Genomic DNA, 18,909 nt, shown 5'->3' on the forward strand with positions numbered 1-18,909 from the left:
TGTTGCGCCGTTCGTACGTGCCGTGGTCACATGGAGGCACAGACTGGTTAGGGGAACCTAACCTACGGGAGGCATGCATGGTGAAGCCCGAGCGCGCGGAACACACCGGGGACAACGTCTCGATGAGTGACCTGCTGGCGTCCTGCGCGGCCGCCCGCACCCTCTCCACGCCGCCTCGGGACCGGCAGCCGCAGCAGGAGGCGGGGGACCGGCGGGACGAGCCCGCCGACATGCGGCACGAGGCCGCCTGAGACGCCCGTAACCCGGGCGTACGGCCGGGCAGCCACCGCCCCGCTGCGTGCCGGCGGCGCTACGGGCTCAGGCGACGACGACGACCTTCGCGCCGATCACCGCGAACATCCACAGCGCGTCCCCGTCGGCCCGCTTCATCCGGATGCCGCCCGTCTTCTTCGTCGGGTCCGGGCTCGGCGTCGAGCCGTCGACCGCCGCACTGAAGCCGATCGCCACGTCCTGGGCCGTCGCGAACCGCACCACGTGTTCGATCTGCACGCCGTCCGAGCCCCGGACCGAGCCCGAACGCGAGGTCACGGCGTACGCCCCGGGGGCCGGATCCACCGTGCTGGGCATCACCGTGAACGTACGGGTCGCCTTGCCCTTCCCGTCGACCAACCACACCCTGCGGTCGGTGAGCGAGTAGACGACCCGCTCACCGGTGCCCGAGTCCGCCGGTACGGCGAGGGGGTTCGCGGCCGGCTGCCGGGGGCCACCGCTCGGCGAGATCGACGGGGCGGCGGTGCTCGTGCTCGGCGTCCGGGGCTTCTGCGCCAGATCGGCGGGGACGTTGGCCGAGGCCTGGTACGCGAGGAAGGCGACCGCGGCGACCGCCGCCGCCGTGAGCCCGGCCACGAATCCCGAGCTGCTCCGTGCCACCGTGCCCACCTCTCGTACGAACGTATCGAAGGGTGACGGTAGCAGCCGGGGGAGCGGGGGGCCGGGCACCGTGCCCGGGAGCCGTAGGCTGTTCGCGTGCTGTTGCTCGCCTTGGATACCGCCACCCCCGCCGTCACCGTCGCCCTCCACGACGGCGAGGCCGTCATCGCCTCGTCGAGCCAGGTCGACGCCCGCCGCCACGGGGAGCTGCTGCTGCCCGCCGTCGACCGGGTCCTCAAGGAGGCCGGGCTGACGCTCGACGCGGTCACCGGCCTCGTCGTCGGTGTCGGCCCCGGCCCCTACACCGGCCTCCGCGTCGGCCTCGTCACGGCCGCGGCCTTCTCCTCCGCCCTCGGAGTGCCGGTCCACGGACTGTGCACCCTCGACGGCCTCGCGTACGCCTCCGGGATCGACGGGCCCTTCGCCGTCGCCACGGACGCGCGGCGCAAGGAGGTCTACTGGGCGCGCTACGACGACTCCCGTACGCGGGTGACCGACGCGGCCGTCGACCGGCCCGCCGACATCGCCGAGCGGCTCGCCGGCCTGCCCGTCGTCGGTGCGGGCGCCCGCCTCTACCCCGACGCCTTCCCCGACGCCCGCGACCCCGAGCACCAGTCGGCGGCGGCGCTCGCCGCGCTCGCCGCGGAGAAGCTGGCGGCCGGCGGGGACGGGTTCCTCGACCCGCTGCCGATGTACCTGCGCCGCCCCGACGCGCAGGTGCCGAAGAACTACAAGGTGGTCACACCCCAGTGACCGGGGCCGTGGAGCTGCGCGAGATGCGCTGGTGGGACATCCCGCCGGTGCTGACCCTCGAGGACGAGCTGTTCCCCGAGGACGCCTGGTCGGCGGGGATGTTCTGGTCGGAGCTCGCGCACGCGCGCGGACCGCGGGCCAGCCGCCGCTACCTCGTCGCCGAGGACGGGGACGGGCGGCTCGTCGGGTACGCCGGGCTCGCCGCGGCCGGCGGACTCGGCGACGTGCAGACCATCGCCGTCGCCCGCGACCAGTGGGGCACCGGCCTCGGCGCCCGGCTCCTCACCGACCTGCTGCAGCACGCCACCGCCTTCGAGTGCGACGAGGTCCTCCTCGAAGTGCGCGTGGACAACACCCGGGCCCAGAAGCTCTACGAGCGCTTCGGCTTCGAGCCCATCGGTTTCCGGCGCGGCTACTACCAGCCCGGGAACGTGGACGCGCTCGTGATGCGACTGACCGTTCAAGGAACCGAGACCGAGATCTGATGTCCGTACCGACCCATGGCTGGAATGACTGATGGCTGCTGACGAACCGCTCGTACTCGGCATCGAGACCTCCTGTGACGAGACCGGCGTCGGCATCGTCCACGGGACCACGCTCCTCGCCGACGCCGTCGCGTCCAGCGTCGACACCCACGCCCGCTTCGGCGGCGTCGTGCCCGAGATCGCCTCCCGCGCGCATCTGGAGGCGATGGTCCCGACGATCGAGCGGGCCCTGAAGACGGCCGGGATCTCCGCCAAGGACCTCGACGGGGTCGCCGTCACCGCGGGCCCCGGTCTCGCGGGCGCGCTGCTCGTCGGCGTCTCGGCCGCCAAGGCCTACGCGTACGCCCTCGGCAAGCCCCTCTACGGCGTCAACCACCTCGCCTCGCACATCTGCGTCGACCAGCTGGAGCACGGCAAGCTGCCCGAGCCGACGATGGCCCTGCTCGTCTCGGGCGGCCACTCCTCGCTGCTGCTCTCCGCCGACATCACCTCCGACGTGCGCCCCCTCGGCGCCACCATCGACGACGCGGCGGGGGAGGCCTTCGACAAGATCGCCCGCGTGCTCGACCTCGGCTTCCCCGGCGGACCCGTCATCGACCGGCTCGCCAAGGAGGGCGACCCGGCCGCCATCGCGTTCCCGCGCGGCCTGAGCGGCTCGCGGGACCCCGCGTACGACTTCTCCTTCTCCGGCCTCAAGACCGCCGTGGCCCGCTGGATCGAGGCCAAGCGGGCGGCCGGCGAGGACGTGCCGGTACGGGACGTGGCCGCGTCCTTCCAGGAGGCCGTCGTCGACGTGCTCACCCGCAAGGCCGTCCGGGCCTGCAAGGACGAGGGTGTCGACCACCTGATGATCGGGGGCGGTGTCGCCGCCAACTCGCGTCTGCGTGCCCTCGCCGAGGAGCGCTGCGAGCGGGCCGGCATCCGGCTGCGGGTGCCGCGCCCCGGCCTGTGCACGGACAACGGCGCCATGGTCGCGGCCCTCGGCTCGGAGATGGTGGCCCGCAACCGGCCGGCCTCCGACCTGGAACTCTCCGCGGACTCCTCGCTTCCGGTGACGGACCCGCACGTGCCGGGGGCGTCCCACGACCACGATCATGTGCACGAGGTCAGCAAGGAGAACCTGTACTCGTGACCACCGTGACGCTCATGTGGGAGGCGCGGGCCGCCCAGGGCCGGGGCGCCGAACTCCTGGAGTGGGCCAGGGCCCAGGTCCTCGCCCGCGAGCCGCAGCGCCGGGAGATCCTCCGCGCGCCCCAGGACCGGGTCCTCGTCCTCACCTGGTGGGAGGCGGCGGCCTTCGACGCGGAGCTGCCCGAGCTGCCGGAGCCGGACGCGGAGCTGATCGCCCGTCCGGTCCACCGCTGGCGTTTCGAATCGGTGGAATAGTCGATTCCCGGGCAACCTTTCGACCGGTGCGGGCATCCCACCACGTGTGAAGAAGAAGATCGCGCTGTGGGCCGCCCTCACCGCCGTCGCCCTGCTGGTGACCGGCTGCGCGGCGGAGGAGCCCGACGCACCCGCCCCGAGGGCGCCGTCGGCGCGCGGGGACGGCCCGTCGGCGGGGACGGGTGCCGGGGACAAGGCGCCCGACGCCCCTGACCGGGCCGCCGCGTACCGCAAGTGGGGGCTCAAGCCCTTCGCGGCGCCGCCCGCCCCGCCCGCGACCAAGCCGGTCGTCCGGCCGCCCGGCGGTCCGGTCCCCGTCATCAGCGACATCCCCACCACCGAGAAGATCGTCTTCATCACGATCGACGACGGGGCGGAGAAGGACCCCGAGTTCGTCACGATGATGAAGGACCTCGGGGTCCCGGTCACGATGTTCCTCACGGACGCGGCCATCCGCGGCGACTACGCGTACTTCGCCCCGCTCGTCGCCCAGGGCCACGGGCTCGCCAACCACACCCTGACCCATCCGAACCTGCGCACCCTGTCCCAGGACGCCCAGCGCCGTGAGATCTGCGGTCAGCGGACGAAGCTGGCGAAACGGTTCGGCACGGCCCCGCGCCTCTTCCGCCCGCCCTACGGCAACTGGAACGAGGCCACGCGCGCGGCGGCGGCGGAGTGCGGCGTGGACGCGATCGTACTGTGGCGGGAGTCCATGCAGATCAAGAACATGCAGTACCAGCGCGGCGACCGGAAGCTCCACCCCGGCGACATCATCCTGGCCCACTTCCGGGGCCCGGCCGAGCTCAAGGGCCGCACCATGACGGAGATGACGGCCACCATGCTGCGCCGCATCCAGGAACAGGGCTTCACGGTGGCGCGCCTGGAGGACTACGTCTAGGACGCACCCGGCCCGGGACGCCCCGGAGATTTCTCCGGGCGTGGTGTCGATGCGGGCCCGGCCCGTTCGACGTATGTGTGGACGGCGGGGAACGGCCCCGCCACCGCACACCCGAGGAGTCGTCATGCCCCGCTTCCTGTCCCTCGTCCGCATCGAGGAGAACACCATCGACATGGAGAGCGCCGACCCCGGCTTCGAGGAGCGCATGGGCGCGCTCTTCGAGGAGATCGGCAAGGCCGGCGCCATGGTGGACACGGCCGGGCTCAGGCCGACCGCCGAAGCCACCCGGATCACCTGGTCGGACGGGAAGCTGTCGTACACCGACGGACCGTTCACCGAGACCAAGGAGGTCGTCGGCGGCTACGCCATGCTCCAGTGCAAGGACATGGCGGAGGCCGTCGAGTGGGGGAGGCGCTTCCTGGCCGTCCACCCGCCGCAGTGGAAGGTCGGCCTGGAGGTCCGCGAGGTCGAGGAGATGCCGGAAGGCTGACCTCCGGTGTGCTGTCATGTGAGGTGTGACGCCGGACAGCACGCTGGAGACGGTCTTCCGCATGGAGTCGGCGCGGATCGTCGCCACGGCGGCGCGGATCGTCAGGGACGTCGGCATCGCCGAGGAGATCGCCCAGGACGCCCTCGTCGCCGCGCTGGAGCAGTGGCCGCTGACAGGGGTCCCGGAGCGGCCGGGAGCCTGGCTGACGGCCACCGCCAAGCACCGCGCCGTCGACCTCGTGCGGCGGCGCGAGACGTACGCGCGGAAGCTCGCCGAGGTGGGCAGGACGCTCACCGAGGAGTCGTACGACCCCGAGCCCCCGGGCCCCGGTGACATCGACGACGACGTGCTGCGGCTGATCTTCACCGCCTGCCACCCGGTGCTCTCCGCCGAGGCGCGGGCCGCGCTGACCCTGCGGCTCGTCGGAGGGCTCCGCACGGCCGAGATCGCCCGCGCCTTCCTCGTACCGGAGGCGACCCTCGCGGCGCGGATCACGCGCGCCAAACGGACGCTCGCCAAGGCGGGCGTCGACTTCGAGGTGCCGTACGGGGAGGACCGGGCGGCGCGGCTCGGTTCCGTCCTCGAAGTGATCTACCTGATCTTCAACGAGGGGTACGCGGCGACCGCGGGCGACGACCTGCTGCGGCCGGGCCTCTGCGAGGACGCGCTACGGCTCGCGCGGACCCTCGCCGCCCTCGCGCCCCGGGAGGGCGAAGCGCAGGGTTTGGCGGCCCTTCTGGAGCTCCAGGCATCCCGGACGGCGGCCAGGACCGGGCCCGACGGGCAGCCGGTGCTGCTCGCAGCGCAGGACCGGCGGCGCTGGAACCGGCTGCTCGTCCTGCGCGGGTTCGCCGCCCTGGAGCGGGCCGGTGACGGGCGGACGTACGGGCCGTACGCCCTCCAGGCCGCCATCGCCGCCTGCCACGCGCGGGCCCCCTCGTACGACGAGACCGACTGGGCGACCATCGCCGCGCTGTACGGGCGGCTGGGCGTCCTCGCCCCGTCCCCGGTCGTCGAGCTGAACCGCGCGGTCGCCGTGTCGATGGCCGAGGGCCCCGCGGCGGCCCTCCCGCTCGTCGACGCCCTCGCCGCCGCGCCCGGCCTGGCCGGATACCACCTGCTGCCGAGCGTGCGGGGCGACCTGCTGGCCCGGCTCGGGCGTGAGGCGGAGGCGCGGGCGGAGTTCGAGCGGGCGGTGGCCCTCACCCGCAACGAGAGCGAGCGGGCGCTGCTGCGGGCGAAGGCACGGGCGCTCGGGGGCGCGTAGGGCGGCGCCCGGCCGGGGTCACCGACGGGCGGCCGGGTGGCCGATCAGCATCGTCGGGGCGCCGGCCACCCTCGTGAGCAGGACCGTCGCCGCGTTAGGGCCCTTCGGCCTCACCCTGCGGCGGATCTCCTCGGGCTCCACCGCGGAGCCGCGCTTCTTCACCGTCAGGGTGCCGACCTCCCGTTCCCGCAGCAGGGCCTTCAGCTTCTTCAGGTTGAACGGGAGTTCGTCGGTGATCTCGTAGGCGGCGGCGTACGGGGTGGGGACGAGCGCGTCCGCCGTGACGTACGCGATGGTCGCGTCGATCAGGCCGCCGCCCACCTCCTCCGCCACCTCGGCGACCAGGTGCGCGCGGATGACGGCGCCGTCCGGCTCGTAGAGGTAGCGGCCGACCGGGCGGACCGCCGGGTCGGGCAGGCCCCGGCCGGCGAGGGCCGCGCCCGAGGGCAGCAGGGTGGCCCGGCGGGCGCCCGGCTCCGTACCGAACCAGAGGACCGCCTCCTTGACGTCCCCGCCGTCCGAGATCCACTCGGCCTCGGCCTCCTCGGGCACCGCCTCGTGCGGGATGCCCGGGGCCACCTTCAGGGCCGCGTGCGGGGCCCTGCGGGCCGCCTCGACCGCCCAGGACAGCGGCGGGGAGTACGCCTCCGGGTCGAAGACGCGGCCCCGGCCGCCGCGCCGCGCCGGGTCGACGAAGACCGCGTCGTAGGGCGCGGTGTCGATGTCGGTGACGTCCGCGCACCGCACCTCGATCAGCTCCGCGAGGCCGAGCGCCTCGGCGTTGGCGCGGGCGGCCTCGGCGGTCAGCGGGTCGCGGTCGACGGCGAGGACGGAGATCCCGGCGCGGGCCAGGGCGATCGCGTCGCCGCCGATCCCCGAGCAGAGGTCGGCGACGCTGCGGACGCCGAGCGCCTTGAGCCGGGCCGCCCGGTGGGTGCCGACCGAGGCGCGGGTCGACTGCTCGACGCCGTTCGGGGTGAAGTACATCCGGTACGCGTCCTCCGCGCCGAACTTGGCGACCGCCCGCTGCCGCAGCCGTGCCTGCCCGATCGCCGCCGTGACCAGCTCCGCGGAGTGGTCGCGGCGCAGCCGGGAGGCGACCGCCAGTTCCCGGGCGGGGTCGTAGTCGCGCAGGGCGCTGAGGAGGGTCTGACCCTCGGGGCCGAGCAGGGGGGCGAAGGAGGCGAGGTCGGTCACCCGTCCCATTGTGGGCCCTGGGGCGCTGTGGGCCGGCCGGGGGACGCGGGGTGCGGTACGGCGGTGTCGTGGCCGGGAACGGGCGTCCGCGCTGACAGGATGCGGCGCGATACGACTCGTACGACAAAAGGAAAATATGATGACAAAAGGTGTGCGCCGTTCGTCCCGGGTGCTCGGGGCCGCCCTCGTCGTCGCCGCCCTCGCCTCCGCCGCCACGGCCTGCGGGGACGGCACCGAGCAGGCCAAGGGCGCCCCCGCCCCCGCCGCCGGCCAGCAGGCCCAGGGGCAGAAGGCGTCCGGCGCGATCGAGGCGTACGTCGAGAAGGTCCGCGCGCAGCGTGCCGCCCGGGCGGTCGCCGCGAGGAAGTGGGGCCTCGCCCGCACCCCGCTCGACGCGCCCGCCCCGCCCGCCGTGAAGCCGCGGATCACCACCCGCAAGGGCTTCGAGACGGCGGGCGAAGGCCTGCCCCCCGTCTTCACCACCGTGCCGACCAAACAGAAGATCGTCTTCCTGACGATCGACGACGGCGCCGAGAAGGATCCCGCCCTGCTGCGGATGATGAACGAGCTCCGGATCCCCTACAGCGCCTTCATCAGCGACTACGTCGTCAAGGACGACTACGGGTACTTCGCCCGGATGCAGAAGTCCCAGGAGGGCGGCGTCTCCCTGCACAACCACACCCTCAACCACCGGTACCTGCCGGGGCTGTCGTACAGCCAGCAGAAGCGCGAGATCTGCGGCATGCAGGACGTCATCGAGAAACGATTCGGCAAGCGGCCCCCGCTCTTCCGCCCGCCGTACGGCAACTACAACGAGGACACCCTGCGCGCCGCCAAGTCCTGCGGCGTCAAGGCGGTCCCGCTGTGGGCGTCCGAGGCGTTCCCCGACCACATGGAGTGGCGCGAGTGGGACCGGGACCTGCACCCCGGCGACATCGTGCTCACCCACTTCCGGGGCAAGGACGACTGGAAGGGGACCATGCCCGACATGATCCGCCGGGTGATGAACGTGATCACGGCCAAGGGGTACGCGGTCGCCAAGCTGGAGGACTACGTATGAGCCGGGCGCCGTCCCGGACGCGGCGGCCGGTGGCCGGAGCGGTGCTGGCCGGTGCGCTCCTCGCCGCCACCGGATGCGCCTCGGCCGTGGACCCGCTCGAACGGCTCGGGCGGAAGGCGGCGGAACGGGTGGGACCGGCGCAGACGCGGGACGCGACGACGGTCGCGGAGCGCGGCGATACGGTGGTCCGAGTCTCGAACTCGCGTGCGGAACCCTGAGGTCAGGGGCGCCGTTCCCGTGCCGGATCCGAAGCGCCACATCGCGCGTCACTGGCACTCCGCTTGACCGAGTGCTAACCGCGGTCATAGTCTCGGCTCTGGCACTCCCCACCGGAGAGTGCCAACACAGCGACGGGCAGGTCCGGCACCCGCGACGACGGATCCACCTGGTCGCCACCTCAGACAGTCAACCCCGTTATCTCCGAAGGGGGAGGTCGGATCGTGACGACCACCAGCTCCAAGGTTGCCATCAAGCCGCTCGAGGACCGCATCGTGGTCCAGCCGCTCGACGCCGAGCAGACCACCGCCTCTGGCCTGGTCATCCCGGACACCGCCAAGGAGAAGCCCCAGGAGGGCGTCGTCCTTGCCGTGGGCCCGGGCCGCTTCGAGAACGGCGAGCGCCTGCCGCTCGACGTCCAGACCGGCGACATCGTGCTGTACAGCAAGTACGGCGGCACCGAGGTGAAGTACAACGGCGAGGAGTACCTCGTCCTCTCGGCTCGCGACGTGCTCGCGATCGTCGAGAAGTAATTCACCGAAGTACCGAAGTACCGACGTACGAGCACTGAACCAGATGCTCAGAGCTGCGCCCCGAGGCCCCTTCCAGGCGCCCCGGGGCGCGGTTCGTTCCACCCTATTCCGAGAGGGCTGAACCGCTTCCATGGCGAAGATCCTGAAGTTCGACGAGGACGCCCGTCGCGCCCTTGAGCGCGGCGTCAACAAGCTTGCCGACACGGTGAAGGTGACGATCGGCCCCAGGGGCCGCAACGTCGTCATCGACAAGAAGTTCGGCGCCCCCACCATCACCAACGACGGTGTCACGATCGCCCGCGAGGTCGAGCTCGACGACCCGTTCGAGAACCTCGGCGCCCAGCTGGTGAAGGAGGTGGCGACCAAGACCAACGACATCGCGGGTGACGGCACCACCACCGCCACCGTGCTGGCCCAGGCCCTGGTCCGCGAGGGTCTGCGCAACGTCGCCGCCGGCGCCTCCCCGGCCGCCCTGAAGAAGGGCATCGACGCCGCCGTCAAGGCCGTCTCCGAGGAGCTCCTCGCCACCGCGCGCCCGATCGAGGACAAGTCCGACATCGCCGCCGTCGCCGCGCTCTCCGCGCAGGACCAGCAGGTCGGCGAGCTCATCGCCGAGGCGATGGACAAGGTCGGCAAGGACGGTGTCATCACCGTCGAGGAGTCCAACACCTTCGGCCTGGAGCTCGACTTCACCGAGGGCATGGCCTTCGACAAGGGCTACCTGTCCCCGTACATGGTCACCGACCAGGAGCGTATGGAGGCCGTCCTCGACGACCCGTACATCCTGATCAACCAGGGCAAGATCTCCTCGATCCAGGACCTGCTGCCCATCCTGGAGAAGGTCATCCAGGCCGGCGCCAGCAAGCCGCTCCTGATCATCGCCGAGGACGTCGAGGGCGAGGCCCTGTCGACCCTGGTCGTGAACAAGATCCGTGGCACCTTCAACGCCGTGGCCGTCAAGGCCCCCGGCTTCGGCGACCGCCGCAAGGCGATGCTCGGCGACATGGCCACCCTCACCGGTGCCACCGTCATCGCCGAGGAGGTCGGCCTCAAGCTCGACCAGGCCGGTCTCGACGTGCTCGGCACCGCCCGCCGCGTGACCATCACCAAGGACGACACCGTCATCGTCGACGGTGGCGGCAAGTCGGAGGACGTGCACGGCCGCGTCAACCAGATCAAGGCCGAGATCGAGTCCACGGACTCCGACTGGGACCGCGAGAAGCTCCAGGAGCGCCTCGCGAAGCTGGCCGGCGGCGTGTGCGTGATCAAGGTCGGCGCCGCCACCGAGGTGGAGCTGAAGGAGAAGAAGCACCGTCTGGAGGACGCCATCTCCGCGACCCGCGCCGCGGTCGAGGAGGGCATCGTCTCCGGTGGTGGCTCCGCGCTCGTCCACGCCGTCAAGGTCCTCGAGGGCAACCTCGGCAAGACCGGTGACGAGGCCACGGGTGTCGCGGTCGTCCGCCGCGCCGCCGTCGAGCCGCTGCGCTGGATCGCCGAGAACGCCGGCCTCGAGGGCTACGTCATCACCTCGAAGGTGGCGGAGCTCGACAAGGGCCAGGGCTTCAACGCCGCGACCGGCGAGTACGGCGACCTGGTCAAGGCCGGCGTCATCGACCCGGTGAAGGTGACGCGCTCCGCTCTGGAGAACGCCGCCTCGATCGCCTCCCTCCTCCTCACCACCGAGACCCTCGTGGTGGAGAAGAAGGAAGAGGAGCCGGCGGACCACGGCCACGGTCACGGCCACTCGCACTGAGGCCGACCGGTGATCGCTGATCACCGAGGCTCGTAGCTGATCACCGAGGCCCGGTGCCCCCGTCGCGGGGGCACCGGGCCTCGGTGTCTCCTTCTCCCGTGCCTACGCCGCCACGGCTTCCTACGCCTCCACGGCGCCGAGCTGCCCCATCAGGCCGAGCAGGTCGTACTGCCACCATCCCTCCGCGATCTTCCCGTCCTCCCGGAAGCGGTGGATGACCGTTCCGGTCATGGCCACCTCCATGCCGGTGGGCTGCAGCCCCATGAAGTCCCCGGTGTGACTGCCCTTCCAGGTCCAGCGGGTGCAGACCCGGTCGCCCTCGGCGATCTGGTCGTCGACGGTGAAGGCGAAGTCGAAGCCCTGCCGCCACATCTCCACCACGCGCCGGACCGCGTCCATGCCGATGGCGTCCTGCTCGTCGGTCGGATCGTGGTCGTGGTACCCCTCCGCGAGCACCTGGTCGAGCAGCGCCAGCTCCGGCTCGCCGGCGATCATCTCCAGGAGGCGACGGGCACTGGACTTGTACAGCGCCTCGTCCCGCACCACGTCCAGATCGGTGAAGGTCGGCATCTCGTCGCAGAGCGCGACCATCTCCCGGAAGATCCGGTCGGTCTCGGGGAGCTGCGAGTTGCGCATGGCCACGTCGTACGACGGGAACTCGACGATCTCCACGACGTGAGAGGCGTCCGAGCGGTCCTTGCCGACGATGCTGTGGGTGGCGGTCCGCTTGCCCTTGGTCTGATCGACCCACTGATCCATGAGGCGGTTCAGGTCGTCGACCCGGCTGGTCCTGCAGTCGATGATTTGCACGAAGCTCATGACGCCTCCCGAACCAGGTGGGATCTCTCCAGTCTAGGGGGGGTCCACGCGGCGGGCAGGGGGAGACGCCTGCCCCGCCCCCCTACGCCGACCGCTGGAGGTCCGACGCCCGTACCTCCTCGGCGAAGGGTTCGCCGCGGGCGTACCGGGCCACCTCCTCGATCGCCTGGTCCGCCATCCGGTGCAGTTCGTTGCCCAGGGAGCCCGCCACGTGGGGGGTGAGGAGGACGTTCGGGAGGGTGTAGAGGGGGGAGTCGGGGGGCGGGAGCTCCGGGTCCGTCACGTCCAGGGTGGCGTGGAGACGGCCCGTGAGGAGGTGGGGGAGGAGGGCCTGTTCGTCGATCAGGGAGCCTCGGGAGGTGTTAACGAGGGTCGCTCCGTCCGGCATCGCGGCGAGCTGGGGCGCGCCGATCATGCGGTACGTGGACGGGAGCTGGGGCGCGTGGACGGAGACGACCGAGCTGCGGGCGCACAACTCGTGAAGGTCCGTCACCAGTTCCACGCCGGGAGGCGGGACCTCCACGTACGGGTCGTACAGCAGGACGTCGATGTCGAAGGGGCGCAGGAGGTCGATGACCCTGCGGCCGATGCGGGAGGCGCCGACCACGCCGACCGTACGGCGGTAGTTGCCCCAGTCGGCGGACTCGGTGAGCCAGGCGTGGTCGGCGCGGAGTTCCGCGTACCGCCGGGCCGAGCCGAGGACCCGTTTCCCGGCGAGGAGGATCGCGGCGAGCGTGTACTCGGCGACCGGCAGCGCGTTGGCGGCGGCGGCCGAGGTGACGCGCAGGCCCCGGGTCCAGCAGGCGTCGGTGATGTGGTGCTTGACCGAGCCGGCGGCGTGGACGACGGCCCGAAGGCGCGGCGCGCGGTCGAGGACCTCGTCGGTGAGCGGGGTCGCTCCCCAGCAGGTGAGGAGGACCTCGGCCTCCGCGAGGGCGGCGGCGACGCGGGGATCCGGGGTGGTCAGGTCGGCGGCCACCAGGTCGGGGTCGGTGCGGGCGAGGGACGCGAGGCGGGTGCGGTGGGCGTCGGTGAGGAGGCGTTCGGCGACGCCCGGGCCCATCGCGAGCAGCAGCGCGGGGCGGTTGTCAGTGGTCGGGTGCATCGTTGTACCTGTGCTCCTCACTTGACGCTGCCGGCCGTCAGACCGGCCTTCCAGTGGCGCTGGAGGGAGACGAAGGCGACGACGAGGGGGACGACGGCGAGCAGCGACCCGGTGACGACGAGGGGGTAGAAGCCGGGTTCCGCGTGGGCGTTGCTGTTCCACGCGTACAGGCCGAGGCTCAGCGGGTAGAGCTTCTGGTCCGACAGCATCACCAGGGGGAGGAAGAAGTTGTTCCAGACGGCGGTGAACTGGAAGAGGAAGACGGTCACGAAGCCGGGCATCACCATGCGCAGACCGATGGACCAGAAGACGCGCAGTTCGCCTGCCCCGTCGATACGGGCGGCCTCCAGGGCCTCGTCGGGGATGTAGCCGGCGCAGAAGACCCGGGACAGGTAGACGCCGAAGGGGTTGACGAGGACGGGGATCAGGACGGCCCCGTAGGTGTTGACGACGCCGACCTCGCTGGCCAGGAGGTACATCGGCAGGGCGAGCGCGGTGGTGGGGACGAGCACGCCGACGAGGACGAGGCCGAAGAGCTTCTCCTTGCCCCGGAAGTCGTAGACGTGGAAGGCGTATCCGGCGGCGACGCTGACGAGCGAGCAGGCGAGGGCGCCGATCCCCGCGTAGAGGAGGCTGTTGAGGTACCAGTGGAAGTAGATGCCGTCGTCGTGCTCGGCGAGCCGGGAGAGGTTGCCGTCCAGGTCGAAGCCCTCGAAGGAGAAGGCGTTTCCGGCGAGGAGTCCGCCGGCGTCCTTGGTGGCGGCGGTGAGCAGCCAGACGAGCGGGAAGAGCATGTAGACGACGCCGAGGAGAAGGGCGCCGTTGACGGCGGCCCGGGAGAGCCAGACGGAGGGGGTACGCGGCTCGGTCACGCGCGCTTCCCCTTCCGGCCGGTCAGCCGCGTCACGGCGAAGGAGAGCAGCGCCGCCGTCAGGGCGAGGAGTACGGAGGCGGCCGCGGCGAGTCCGTAGTCGTTGCGGTCGAAGGCCGCGGTGTAGGCGTACATGTTCGGCGTCCAGGTGGAGGTGACGGCGGAGCCGGTGCCCTTGTTGAGGATCAGCGGCTCGGTGAAGAGCTGGAGGGAACCGATGACCGTGAAGAGGCCGACCATCGCGAGGGAGGCCTTGACCAGCGGGATCTTGACGGAGAACGCGATGCGCCACGCGCCCGCCCCGTCGACGGTGGCCGCTTCGAGGACGGACCGGTCGATGGCCTGGAGGGCCGCGTAGAAGATGACCATGTTGTAGCCGAGCCACTCCCACAGGGCGATGTTGACGACGGAGGGGAGGGCGCCTTCGGGGGAGAAGAAGTCGAAGCCGACGCCTCCGGCCTCCATCGCCTGGACGACCGGGCTGAGTTGCGGCGTGTAGAGGTAGACCCAGATCAGGGCGGCGATGATGCCGGGGACGGCGTGCGGCAGGAAGAGCGCGAGCTGGAAGAAGCGGCGGGCGCGGGCGAGTGCCGAGTCGAGCAGGAGGGCGAGGCCGAGGGCCCCGGTGAGCAGCAGCGGGATGTAGAGCAGGCAGTAGCCGAGCAGGACGCCGAAGCCCTCGCGGAAGGCCCGGTCACCCAGCGCCGCGGTGTAGTTGTCGAGGCCGGTGAAGACGGTCTCGGCGCCGCCGAAGCCCAGTCCGGACTGCTTCTCGGTGAAGAGGCTGAGCCAGACCGCGTATCCGATCGGCACCACCATCACCGCGGTGAACAGCAGGAAGAAGGGGGTCAGCAGGATCGTGGCGGCGCGGGTGCGGGCCTCCACGCGGTCAGCCCTCGACCTTCAGGCCGCGCTTGGTGAGCTCGGCGACGGTGGCGTCGTGACCGGCCTTGACGGCGTCGGCGATGCCGGGGCCGCCTTGGGTGATCTTGCCGAAGTGGTCCTTGATCGTGGTGTTGGTGGTGCCGGTGGTCGGACCCCAGGCCCAGTCGGGGCGGATGGAGGCGCCCGCGGCCTCGAACAGGGCGTAGATGTCCTGGCCGCCGTAGTAGCTCGCGTCGAAGGCCTTCTTGGCGACGGGGCGCAGCGCGGTGGCGGCCGGGAACGCGGAGGAGGTGCCGGAGGCGATCCGGGCCCTGACGCCGTCCTCTGTGGTGGACATCCACTCGGCGAAGGTGACGGCCGCCGCCTTCTTGTCGCTGTCCTTGGTGACGGCGAAGGATGTGCCGCCGAGCATGCCGCTGGCGGGCTTGCCGTCCCAGCTGGGCATGGGGGCGACGGCCCACTTGCCGTCCTGCTCGGGCAGGGTGCCCTTGAGGACGCCCGCGCCCCAGGAGGCGCCGAGGTAGCCGATGGTGGTGCCGTTCTTGAGGGAGCCGGTCCACTCGGGGCTGAAGGAGGCGTTCTTGTGGACGAGTCCGGCGTCGAGGAGGCCCTGCCAGTAGGCGGTGACCTTCGTGGTGGCCGCGTCGGTGGTGTCGATCTTCCAGGTGTCGTTCTCGGCCTTGAACCACTGGGCGCCGGCCTGCCAGGCCATGGCCTCGAAGGTGGTGGGGTCGTCGGGGAAGAAGGTGGCGATACGGGCCTTGGCGTCGGCCTTCCTGACCTGCTCGGCGGCCTTCTTGAACGCGTCCCAGGTGGTGGGGACCTGGACCTTGTACTTCGCGAAGAGGTCCTTGCGGTAGAAGAAGGCCTGCGGGGCGGCGTCGAAGGGGACGGCCCAGGTCCTGCCGCCGAGGGTGGTGAGTTCGACGGTCTGCGGGAGCAGTGCGGCGCGGTCGGCCTCGGTGAACTCGCCGCCGATGTCCTGGAGGGCGCCGGAGCTGACGAACTCGGGGAGTGAGGAGTACTCGACGGAGACGAGGTCGGGGGCGTTTCCGGCCTTCACGGCGTTGGAGATCTTGGCGTAGCCGCCGGCGGTGCCGGAGGGGATCTCCTCGAACGTCACCTGGATGTCGGTGTGGGAGGCGTTGAAGGCGTCGACGACGTCCTTGGAGCCCTTGGCCCAGCCCCAGAAGGTGAGGGTCACGGGCCCGTCGGCCTTGTTCGTGGTGTCGTCACCGCCGCCGCAGGCCGTGAGCACGGCGAGGGCGGTGACGGTGCCGGCTATGACACGGGACGTTCTGCTCCAACTACGGGTCACGGCACGGCTCCTGAGGGCAGGCGGCGGAGGTTGTGGCCGTGATCCTGTGACCGTTCATGACCGAAGTCAAGAGCGAAAGATTGATTGATCGAAAATAGATCACATGGAGGGTGCGGAGTGCGCCCCGCAGGAGTCCCGCACCAGCAGCCTCGGCAACAGGCCCAGATGGCGCCGCGCCGCGTCCTCGTCGGCGCCCTCGGTGAGCCGCTCCACCAGCAGCTCGGTGGCGTGCCGGCCCACCTGCCGCTTGGGCGGGGCGACCGCCGTCAGCGGTGTGTCGGCGAGGGCGGCGACCTCGTCGTCGTACGCGATCAGGGCCAGGTCCTGCGGCACCCGGACGCCCAGCTCGGAGAGGCGCTGCACGATCTCGATCGCGTCCACGTCGTTGTGGACCAGGGCCGCGCCCGCGAGGCCCGAGCCGACCGCCTCGTGCAGGGCCCGCACGGCCCGCTCGAAGCCCTCCGGGTCCGCTTCCGCCGGTACGGAGTCGATGACGGGCCGCGGTTCCTCGAGGCCCAGCGTGCTCAGCGCCTCGGCGTATCCGGCGCGCACCGCGAGGGCGGTCGGGGAGTCGCCGCGCGCCACGAGCAGCGGCGTCGCGTGCCCGAGGGCGAGCAGGTGGCGCAGGGCGAGCAGGACGCCGTGCCCGTGGTCGGACACCACCCGGTCCAGGCCGTCGAGCGGGCTGCCCGGTACGGCCCGGCGCTCCAGGAGGACGGCCGGTACGGGGAGTTCGGCCAGCCAGTCCCCGTACGCGAGACGGTCCTCGGGGCCCCGCCAGCCCGGGGCGACGAGCACCCCCTCCGCGCCGGCCGCGAGCAGTCCCTCGGTGCGGGCCCTGTCCTCCTCCGGCCGGTAGTCCGAGACGCGGAGCACCAGCCGGGCGCCGGCGCGGGCGGCCGCCTCGTGCGCCCCCCGGATGACCTCGGCGAAGTAGTACGTGGCCGAGGGGGCGAGCAGGCCGATGACCAGGCCCTCAGCGGGGCGTCCTGGGGTCGGGCCGCCCTGCCGCCGGGGCCAGGACACCTGGCCGTGCACCCGGTCGAGGAGGCCCCGGCCGGAGAGGAGTTCGACGTCGCGGCGGGCGGTGACGGGGGAGACCCCGAGCCGTTCGGCCAGGTCGGCGACGCGGGCGGTGCCGCGCTCGCGCACCAGGGCCAGCAGTCGGTCGTGTCGTTCGGCAGCACTCTCGCGCACGGCGCAGTTCCCCCTCGCGGTGGTCGTGGTGTACCGACCCTAGTTCACATCCGACCCCGAATGATCGAAAGCTGAGAATTTCGATCATTCGATCCCGAACCCCTGACGTGCTGGGGCCGCACCCGCCCCCGGCGTCCGGGTCCTCACCGCCACCCCCACCCACCGCCGCGCCGAGGTACGCGCCCACCTCGTCCTCGACGCCCCGGGAGGGACCCCATGTACGGGCTGGACGCGGGCTCCGTCCATGGGGTCACTTCGGGCCGTACTTGCGGCCCGCCTTCGAGGAGACCCCGCCCAGCAGACCGCGCGGCGCCAGCTTCACCACACCCATCAGGGCCTTGTAGCGGGGGTCCGGGATCGACAGGGTCTTCCCCCGCGCCAGGTCCGACAGCGCCGCCGTCACCAGCTTGTCCGCGTCGAGCCACATCCAGCCCGGGATGTTCTCCGTGCCCATCCCGGCCCGCTCGTGGAACTCGGTCCTGACGAAGCCGGGGCAGAGCGCCATCAGGCGTACCCCACTGCCCGCGAGGTCCCGCGCCGCGCCCTGGGTGAACTGCACGACCCAGGCCTTCGACGCCCCGTACGTGCCCCGGGGTACGAAGGCGGCCACCGAGGCGACGTTCACCACCCCGCCCCGCCCTCGCGCCTTCATCGAGGCGGCTGCGGCCGACGTCAGCCGCAGCACCGCCTCGCAGTGCACCCTGAGCATCGTCAACTCGTCGGCCATGGACACTTCGAGGAAGCGGCCCTTGTTGCCGAAGCCCGCGTTGTTCACGAGCAGGTCCACCGGCTGCCTGGGGTCCGAGAGCCGGGCCTCGACGGCGGCGATGCCCTTCTCCTCGGAGAGGTCCGCCGCGAGCACCTCGGCCTCGACGCCGTGCCGGTCGTGCAGCTCCGTCGCCTGCTCGCGGAGCCGCTTCACGTCCCGGGCCACGAGCACCACGTCGTGACCGTCCGCCGCGAGTCTCCGTGCGAAGGCGGCGCCGATGCCCGCGGTGGCGCCCGTAATCAGTGCAGTCGTCATACGGGCACGTTAGTGCCCCCTCACGGCGCCTCCGCGCGGGCGTACTTGTCCGCGTACTGACGTGCGAGATCGAGGAGTCCCGACTCCATCCATTCGGCGGCGACCAAGGTGCCGGGCAGCAGGGCCCGTTCGGCGGTCGCGGCCCGGTGGAGCAGGGCGACGGTGATGTCGTGCTCGGGCCGGTGGACGACCGTGACCGGGTCGCCGGCGCGGATCTCGCCCGGCACGATCACCCGCAGCAGCGCGCCGGGACCGGCCTGTGACCGCGTGAACCGCCGGACCCAGCCCTTCTCCCGCAGGAAGCCCGCGAACGTACGGCAGGGGATGCGGCCACCCGTGACCTCCAGGACGACGTCGTCGCCGATCCGCCAGCGCTCACCGATCAGCGCCCCGTTCACGTCGACGTCCCGGGTGGTGAGGTTCTCGCCGAACGAGCCGTTGGCGAGCTCCCGGCCGAGCTCCCGCTCCCACAGGTCCATGTCCTCGCGGGCGAAGGCGTACGCCGCCCGGTCGTCGCCGCCGTGGAACCGCAGGTCGCAGACCGTGTCCCCGGCCAGCCCGCTCCTCCCGACGCCGGGCGCACCGGGGGACTCGATCCGCACGGGCCCCTCGACCGGACGCTTGTCGATGGCGGTGAGGCCGGAGGCGGCTTCGGTGTAGTCCACGGTCCTGGCGCGGCCCACATTCACACTCAGCAAGGTCATGTGGGCACTTTACGGGCACCGTCTCAAAGTCATGGGTGAACAAGCGCGACTTCACCC

Annotated in this window: 22 protein-coding genes; 12 read left to right on the plus strand and 10 right to left on the minus strand. The window is 71.8% G+C overall.

What is annotated here, in order from left to right; all coding sequences use genetic code 11:
* Positions 1-77: 77 nt before the first annotated feature.
* Positions 78-251: a hypothetical protein gene (locus tag ABZ567_RS06625; RefSeq protein WP_360785380.1), complete on the plus strand. Its 174-nt coding sequence runs from the start codon at positions 78-80 to the stop codon at positions 249-251.
* A gap of 67 nt (positions 252-318) precedes the next feature.
* Here the strand turns inward: ABZ567_RS06625 and ABZ567_RS06630 are convergent, their stop codons facing one another.
* The gene (locus ABZ567_RS06630) at positions 319-867 is read right to left on the minus strand and encodes a hypothetical protein (protein WP_360786484.1); all 549 of its coding nucleotides are present in this window, start codon (positions 865-867) and stop codon (positions 319-321) included.
* Between the two features lie 120 nt (positions 868-987).
* Here ABZ567_RS06630 and tsaB point away from each other — a divergent pair, with 120 nt between their 5' ends.
* The 7 genes from tsaB (at position 988) to ABZ567_RS06665 (ending at position 6,170) form a co-directional block, all read left to right on the plus strand.
* On the plus strand, positions 988-1,644 hold the full coding sequence (tsaB, locus tag ABZ567_RS06635) for a tRNA (adenosine(37)-N6)-threonylcarbamoyltransferase complex dimerization subunit type 1 TsaB (protein ID WP_360785381.1): 657 nt from the start codon (positions 988-990) through the stop codon (positions 1,642-1,644).
* 23 nt (positions 1,645-1,667) lie between these two features.
* Positions 1,668-2,129 (plus strand): ribosomal protein S18-alanine N-acetyltransferase, encoded by a 462-nt coding sequence (rimI, locus tag ABZ567_RS06640; protein ID WP_360786486.1) that lies wholly within the window; start codon positions 1,668-1,670, stop codon positions 2,127-2,129.
* A 31-nt stretch (positions 2,130-2,160) separates the two neighbouring features.
* A complete protein-coding gene (tsaD, locus tag ABZ567_RS06645; RefSeq protein ID WP_360785383.1) occupies positions 2,161-3,261 on the plus strand; it encodes a tRNA (adenosine(37)-N6)-threonylcarbamoyltransferase complex transferase subunit TsaD in 1,101 nt (366 codons plus the stop codon).
* 14 nt (positions 3,262-3,275) lie between these two features.
* Positions 3,276-3,515 (plus strand): hypothetical protein, encoded by a 240-nt coding sequence (locus ABZ567_RS06650; RefSeq protein WP_360786488.1) that lies wholly within the window; start codon positions 3,276-3,278, stop codon positions 3,513-3,515.
* Positions 3,516-3,561: 46 nt separating this feature from the next.
* Positions 3,562-4,413 (plus strand): polysaccharide deacetylase family protein, encoded by an 852-nt coding sequence (locus ABZ567_RS06655; RefSeq protein WP_360785384.1) that lies wholly within the window; start codon positions 3,562-3,564, stop codon positions 4,411-4,413.
* A gap of 124 nt (positions 4,414-4,537) precedes the next feature.
* Entirely contained in the window at positions 4,538-4,903 is a 366-nt protein-coding gene (locus tag ABZ567_RS06660) for a YciI family protein (protein WP_360785386.1), read from the plus strand.
* A 61-nt stretch (positions 4,904-4,964) separates the two neighbouring features.
* Positions 4,965-6,170 carry a DUF6596 domain-containing protein gene (locus ABZ567_RS06665; protein WP_360786489.1) on the plus strand — a complete coding sequence of 402 codons (1,206 nt, stop codon included), beginning with the start codon at positions 4,965-4,967 and terminating at the stop codon, positions 6,168-6,170.
* 18 nt (positions 6,171-6,188) lie between these two features.
* Here the strand turns inward: ABZ567_RS06665 and ABZ567_RS06670 are convergent, their stop codons facing one another.
* Positions 6,189-7,376 carry a class I SAM-dependent methyltransferase gene (locus ABZ567_RS06670; RefSeq protein WP_360785387.1) on the minus strand — a complete coding sequence of 396 codons (1,188 nt, stop codon included), beginning with the start codon at positions 7,374-7,376 and terminating at the stop codon, positions 6,189-6,191.
* 130 nt (positions 7,377-7,506) lie between these two features.
* Between ABZ567_RS06670 and ABZ567_RS06675 the strand changes: the two genes are divergently transcribed.
* From ABZ567_RS06675 to groL, 4 genes are all read left to right on the plus strand, one after another.
* On the plus strand, positions 7,507-8,427 hold the full coding sequence (locus ABZ567_RS06675; protein WP_360785389.1) for a polysaccharide deacetylase family protein: 921 nt from the start codon (positions 7,507-7,509) through the stop codon (positions 8,425-8,427).
* Positions 8,424-8,645 carry a hypothetical protein gene (locus ABZ567_RS06680; RefSeq protein ID WP_360785390.1) on the plus strand — a complete coding sequence of 74 codons (222 nt, stop codon included), beginning with the start codon at positions 8,424-8,426 and terminating at the stop codon, positions 8,643-8,645. The genes ABZ567_RS06675 and ABZ567_RS06680 overlap by 4 nt, the downstream gene beginning before the upstream one ends.
* Before the next feature lie 222 nt (positions 8,646-8,867).
* On the plus strand, positions 8,868-9,176 hold the full coding sequence (gene groES / locus ABZ567_RS06685; RefSeq protein WP_073810087.1) for a co-chaperone GroES: 309 nt from the start codon (positions 8,868-8,870) through the stop codon (positions 9,174-9,176).
* 130 nt (positions 9,177-9,306) lie between these two features.
* Positions 9,307-10,929, plus strand: a complete 1,623-nt coding sequence (gene groL / locus ABZ567_RS06690; protein ID WP_360785392.1) for a chaperonin GroEL — start codon at positions 9,307-9,309, stop codon at positions 10,927-10,929.
* A gap of 120 nt (positions 10,930-11,049) precedes the next feature.
* Here the strand turns inward: groL and ABZ567_RS06695 are convergent, their stop codons facing one another.
* The 8 genes from ABZ567_RS06695 to ABZ567_RS06730 all read right to left on the minus strand — a co-directional run bounded on the left by ABZ567_RS06695 (position 11,050) and on the right by ABZ567_RS06730 (position 18,852).
* Positions 11,050-11,748 carry an ester cyclase gene (locus tag ABZ567_RS06695; RefSeq protein WP_360785393.1) on the minus strand — a complete coding sequence of 233 codons (699 nt, stop codon included), beginning with the start codon at positions 11,746-11,748 and terminating at the stop codon, positions 11,050-11,052.
* Between the two features lie 82 nt (positions 11,749-11,830).
* Positions 11,831-12,853 (minus strand): hydroxyacid dehydrogenase, encoded by a 1,023-nt coding sequence (locus tag ABZ567_RS06700; protein WP_360785394.1) that lies wholly within the window; start codon positions 12,851-12,853, stop codon positions 11,831-11,833.
* A gap of 17 nt (positions 12,854-12,870) precedes the next feature.
* On the minus strand, positions 12,871-13,725 hold the full coding sequence (locus ABZ567_RS06705; RefSeq protein WP_360785395.1) for a carbohydrate ABC transporter permease: 855 nt from the start codon (positions 13,723-13,725) through the stop codon (positions 12,871-12,873).
* On the minus strand, positions 13,722-14,609 hold the full coding sequence (locus ABZ567_RS06710) for a sugar ABC transporter permease (RefSeq protein WP_360785397.1): 888 nt from the start codon (positions 14,607-14,609) through the stop codon (positions 13,722-13,724). The genes ABZ567_RS06705 and ABZ567_RS06710 overlap by 4 nt, the downstream gene beginning before the upstream one ends.
* Before the next feature lie 4 nt (positions 14,610-14,613).
* Positions 14,614-15,927, minus strand: coding sequence for a sugar ABC transporter substrate-binding protein (locus tag ABZ567_RS06715; RefSeq protein ID WP_360785399.1), 1,314 nt, complete (start codon positions 15,925-15,927; stop codon positions 14,614-14,616).
* 99 nt (positions 15,928-16,026) lie between these two features.
* Positions 16,027-17,124, minus strand: coding sequence for a LacI family DNA-binding transcriptional regulator (locus tag ABZ567_RS06720; protein WP_360785400.1), 1,098 nt, complete (start codon positions 17,122-17,124; stop codon positions 16,027-16,029).
* 250 nt (positions 17,125-17,374) lie between these two features.
* Entirely contained in the window at positions 17,375-18,148 is a 774-nt protein-coding gene (locus ABZ567_RS06725; protein WP_360785402.1) for an SDR family oxidoreductase, read from the minus strand.
* Between the two features lie 20 nt (positions 18,149-18,168).
* Positions 18,169-18,852 carry an MOSC domain-containing protein gene (locus tag ABZ567_RS06730; RefSeq protein ID WP_360785404.1) on the minus strand — a complete coding sequence of 228 codons (684 nt, stop codon included), beginning with the start codon at positions 18,850-18,852 and terminating at the stop codon, positions 18,169-18,171.
* Positions 18,853-18,909 lie beyond the last annotated feature (57 nt).

The sequence above is a fragment of the Streptomyces sp. NPDC016459 genome (assembly GCF_040632845.1).
Classification (GTDB): Bacteria; Actinomycetota; Actinomycetes; order Streptomycetales; family Streptomycetaceae; genus Streptomyces.

What these genes read in the sequence shown, in the direction of transcription:
- ABZ567_RS06625 (WP_360785380.1), top strand. Translation starts at nt 78, where the DNA reads ATGGTGAAGCCCGAGCGCGCGGAACACACCGGGGACAACGTCTCGATG.
- rimI (WP_360786486.1), top strand. Translation starts at nt 1,668, where the DNA reads ATGCGCTGGTGGGACATCCCGCCGGTGCTGACCCTCGAGGACGAGCTG.
- tsaD (WP_360785383.1), top strand. Translation starts at nt 2,161, where the DNA reads ATGGCTGCTGACGAACCGCTCGTACTCGGCATCGAGACCTCCTGTGAC.
- ABZ567_RS06650 (WP_360786488.1), top strand. Translation starts at nt 3,276, where the DNA reads ATGTGGGAGGCGCGGGCCGCCCAGGGCCGGGGCGCCGAACTCCTGGAG.
- ABZ567_RS06660 (WP_360785386.1), top strand. Translation starts at nt 4,538, where the DNA reads ATGCCCCGCTTCCTGTCCCTCGTCCGCATCGAGGAGAACACCATCGAC.
- ABZ567_RS06665 (WP_360786489.1), top strand. Translation starts at nt 4,965, where the DNA reads ATGGAGTCGGCGCGGATCGTCGCCACGGCGGCGCGGATCGTCAGGGAC.
- ABZ567_RS06670 (WP_360785387.1), bottom strand. Translation starts at nt 7,376, where the DNA reads ATGGGACGGGTGACCGACCTCGCCTCCTTCGCCCCCCTGCTCGGCCCC.
- ABZ567_RS06675 (WP_360785389.1), top strand. Translation starts at nt 7,507, where the DNA reads ATGACAAAAGGTGTGCGCCGTTCGTCCCGGGTGCTCGGGGCCGCCCTC.
- ABZ567_RS06680 (WP_360785390.1), top strand. Translation starts at nt 8,424, where the DNA reads ATGAGCCGGGCGCCGTCCCGGACGCGGCGGCCGGTGGCCGGAGCGGTG.
- groL (WP_360785392.1), top strand. Translation starts at nt 9,307, where the DNA reads ATGGCGAAGATCCTGAAGTTCGACGAGGACGCCCGTCGCGCCCTTGAG.
- ABZ567_RS06695 (WP_360785393.1), bottom strand. Translation starts at nt 11,748, where the DNA reads ATGAGCTTCGTGCAAATCATCGACTGCAGGACCAGCCGGGTCGACGAC.
- ABZ567_RS06700 (WP_360785394.1), bottom strand. Translation starts at nt 12,853, where the DNA reads ATGCACCCGACCACTGACAACCGCCCCGCGCTGCTGCTCGCGATGGGC.
- ABZ567_RS06725 (WP_360785402.1), bottom strand. Translation starts at nt 18,148, where the DNA reads ATGACGACTGCACTGATTACGGGCGCCACCGCGGGCATCGGCGCCGCC.
- ABZ567_RS06730 (WP_360785404.1), bottom strand. Translation starts at nt 18,852, where the DNA reads ATGACCTTGCTGAGTGTGAATGTGGGCCGCGCCAGGACCGTGGACTAC.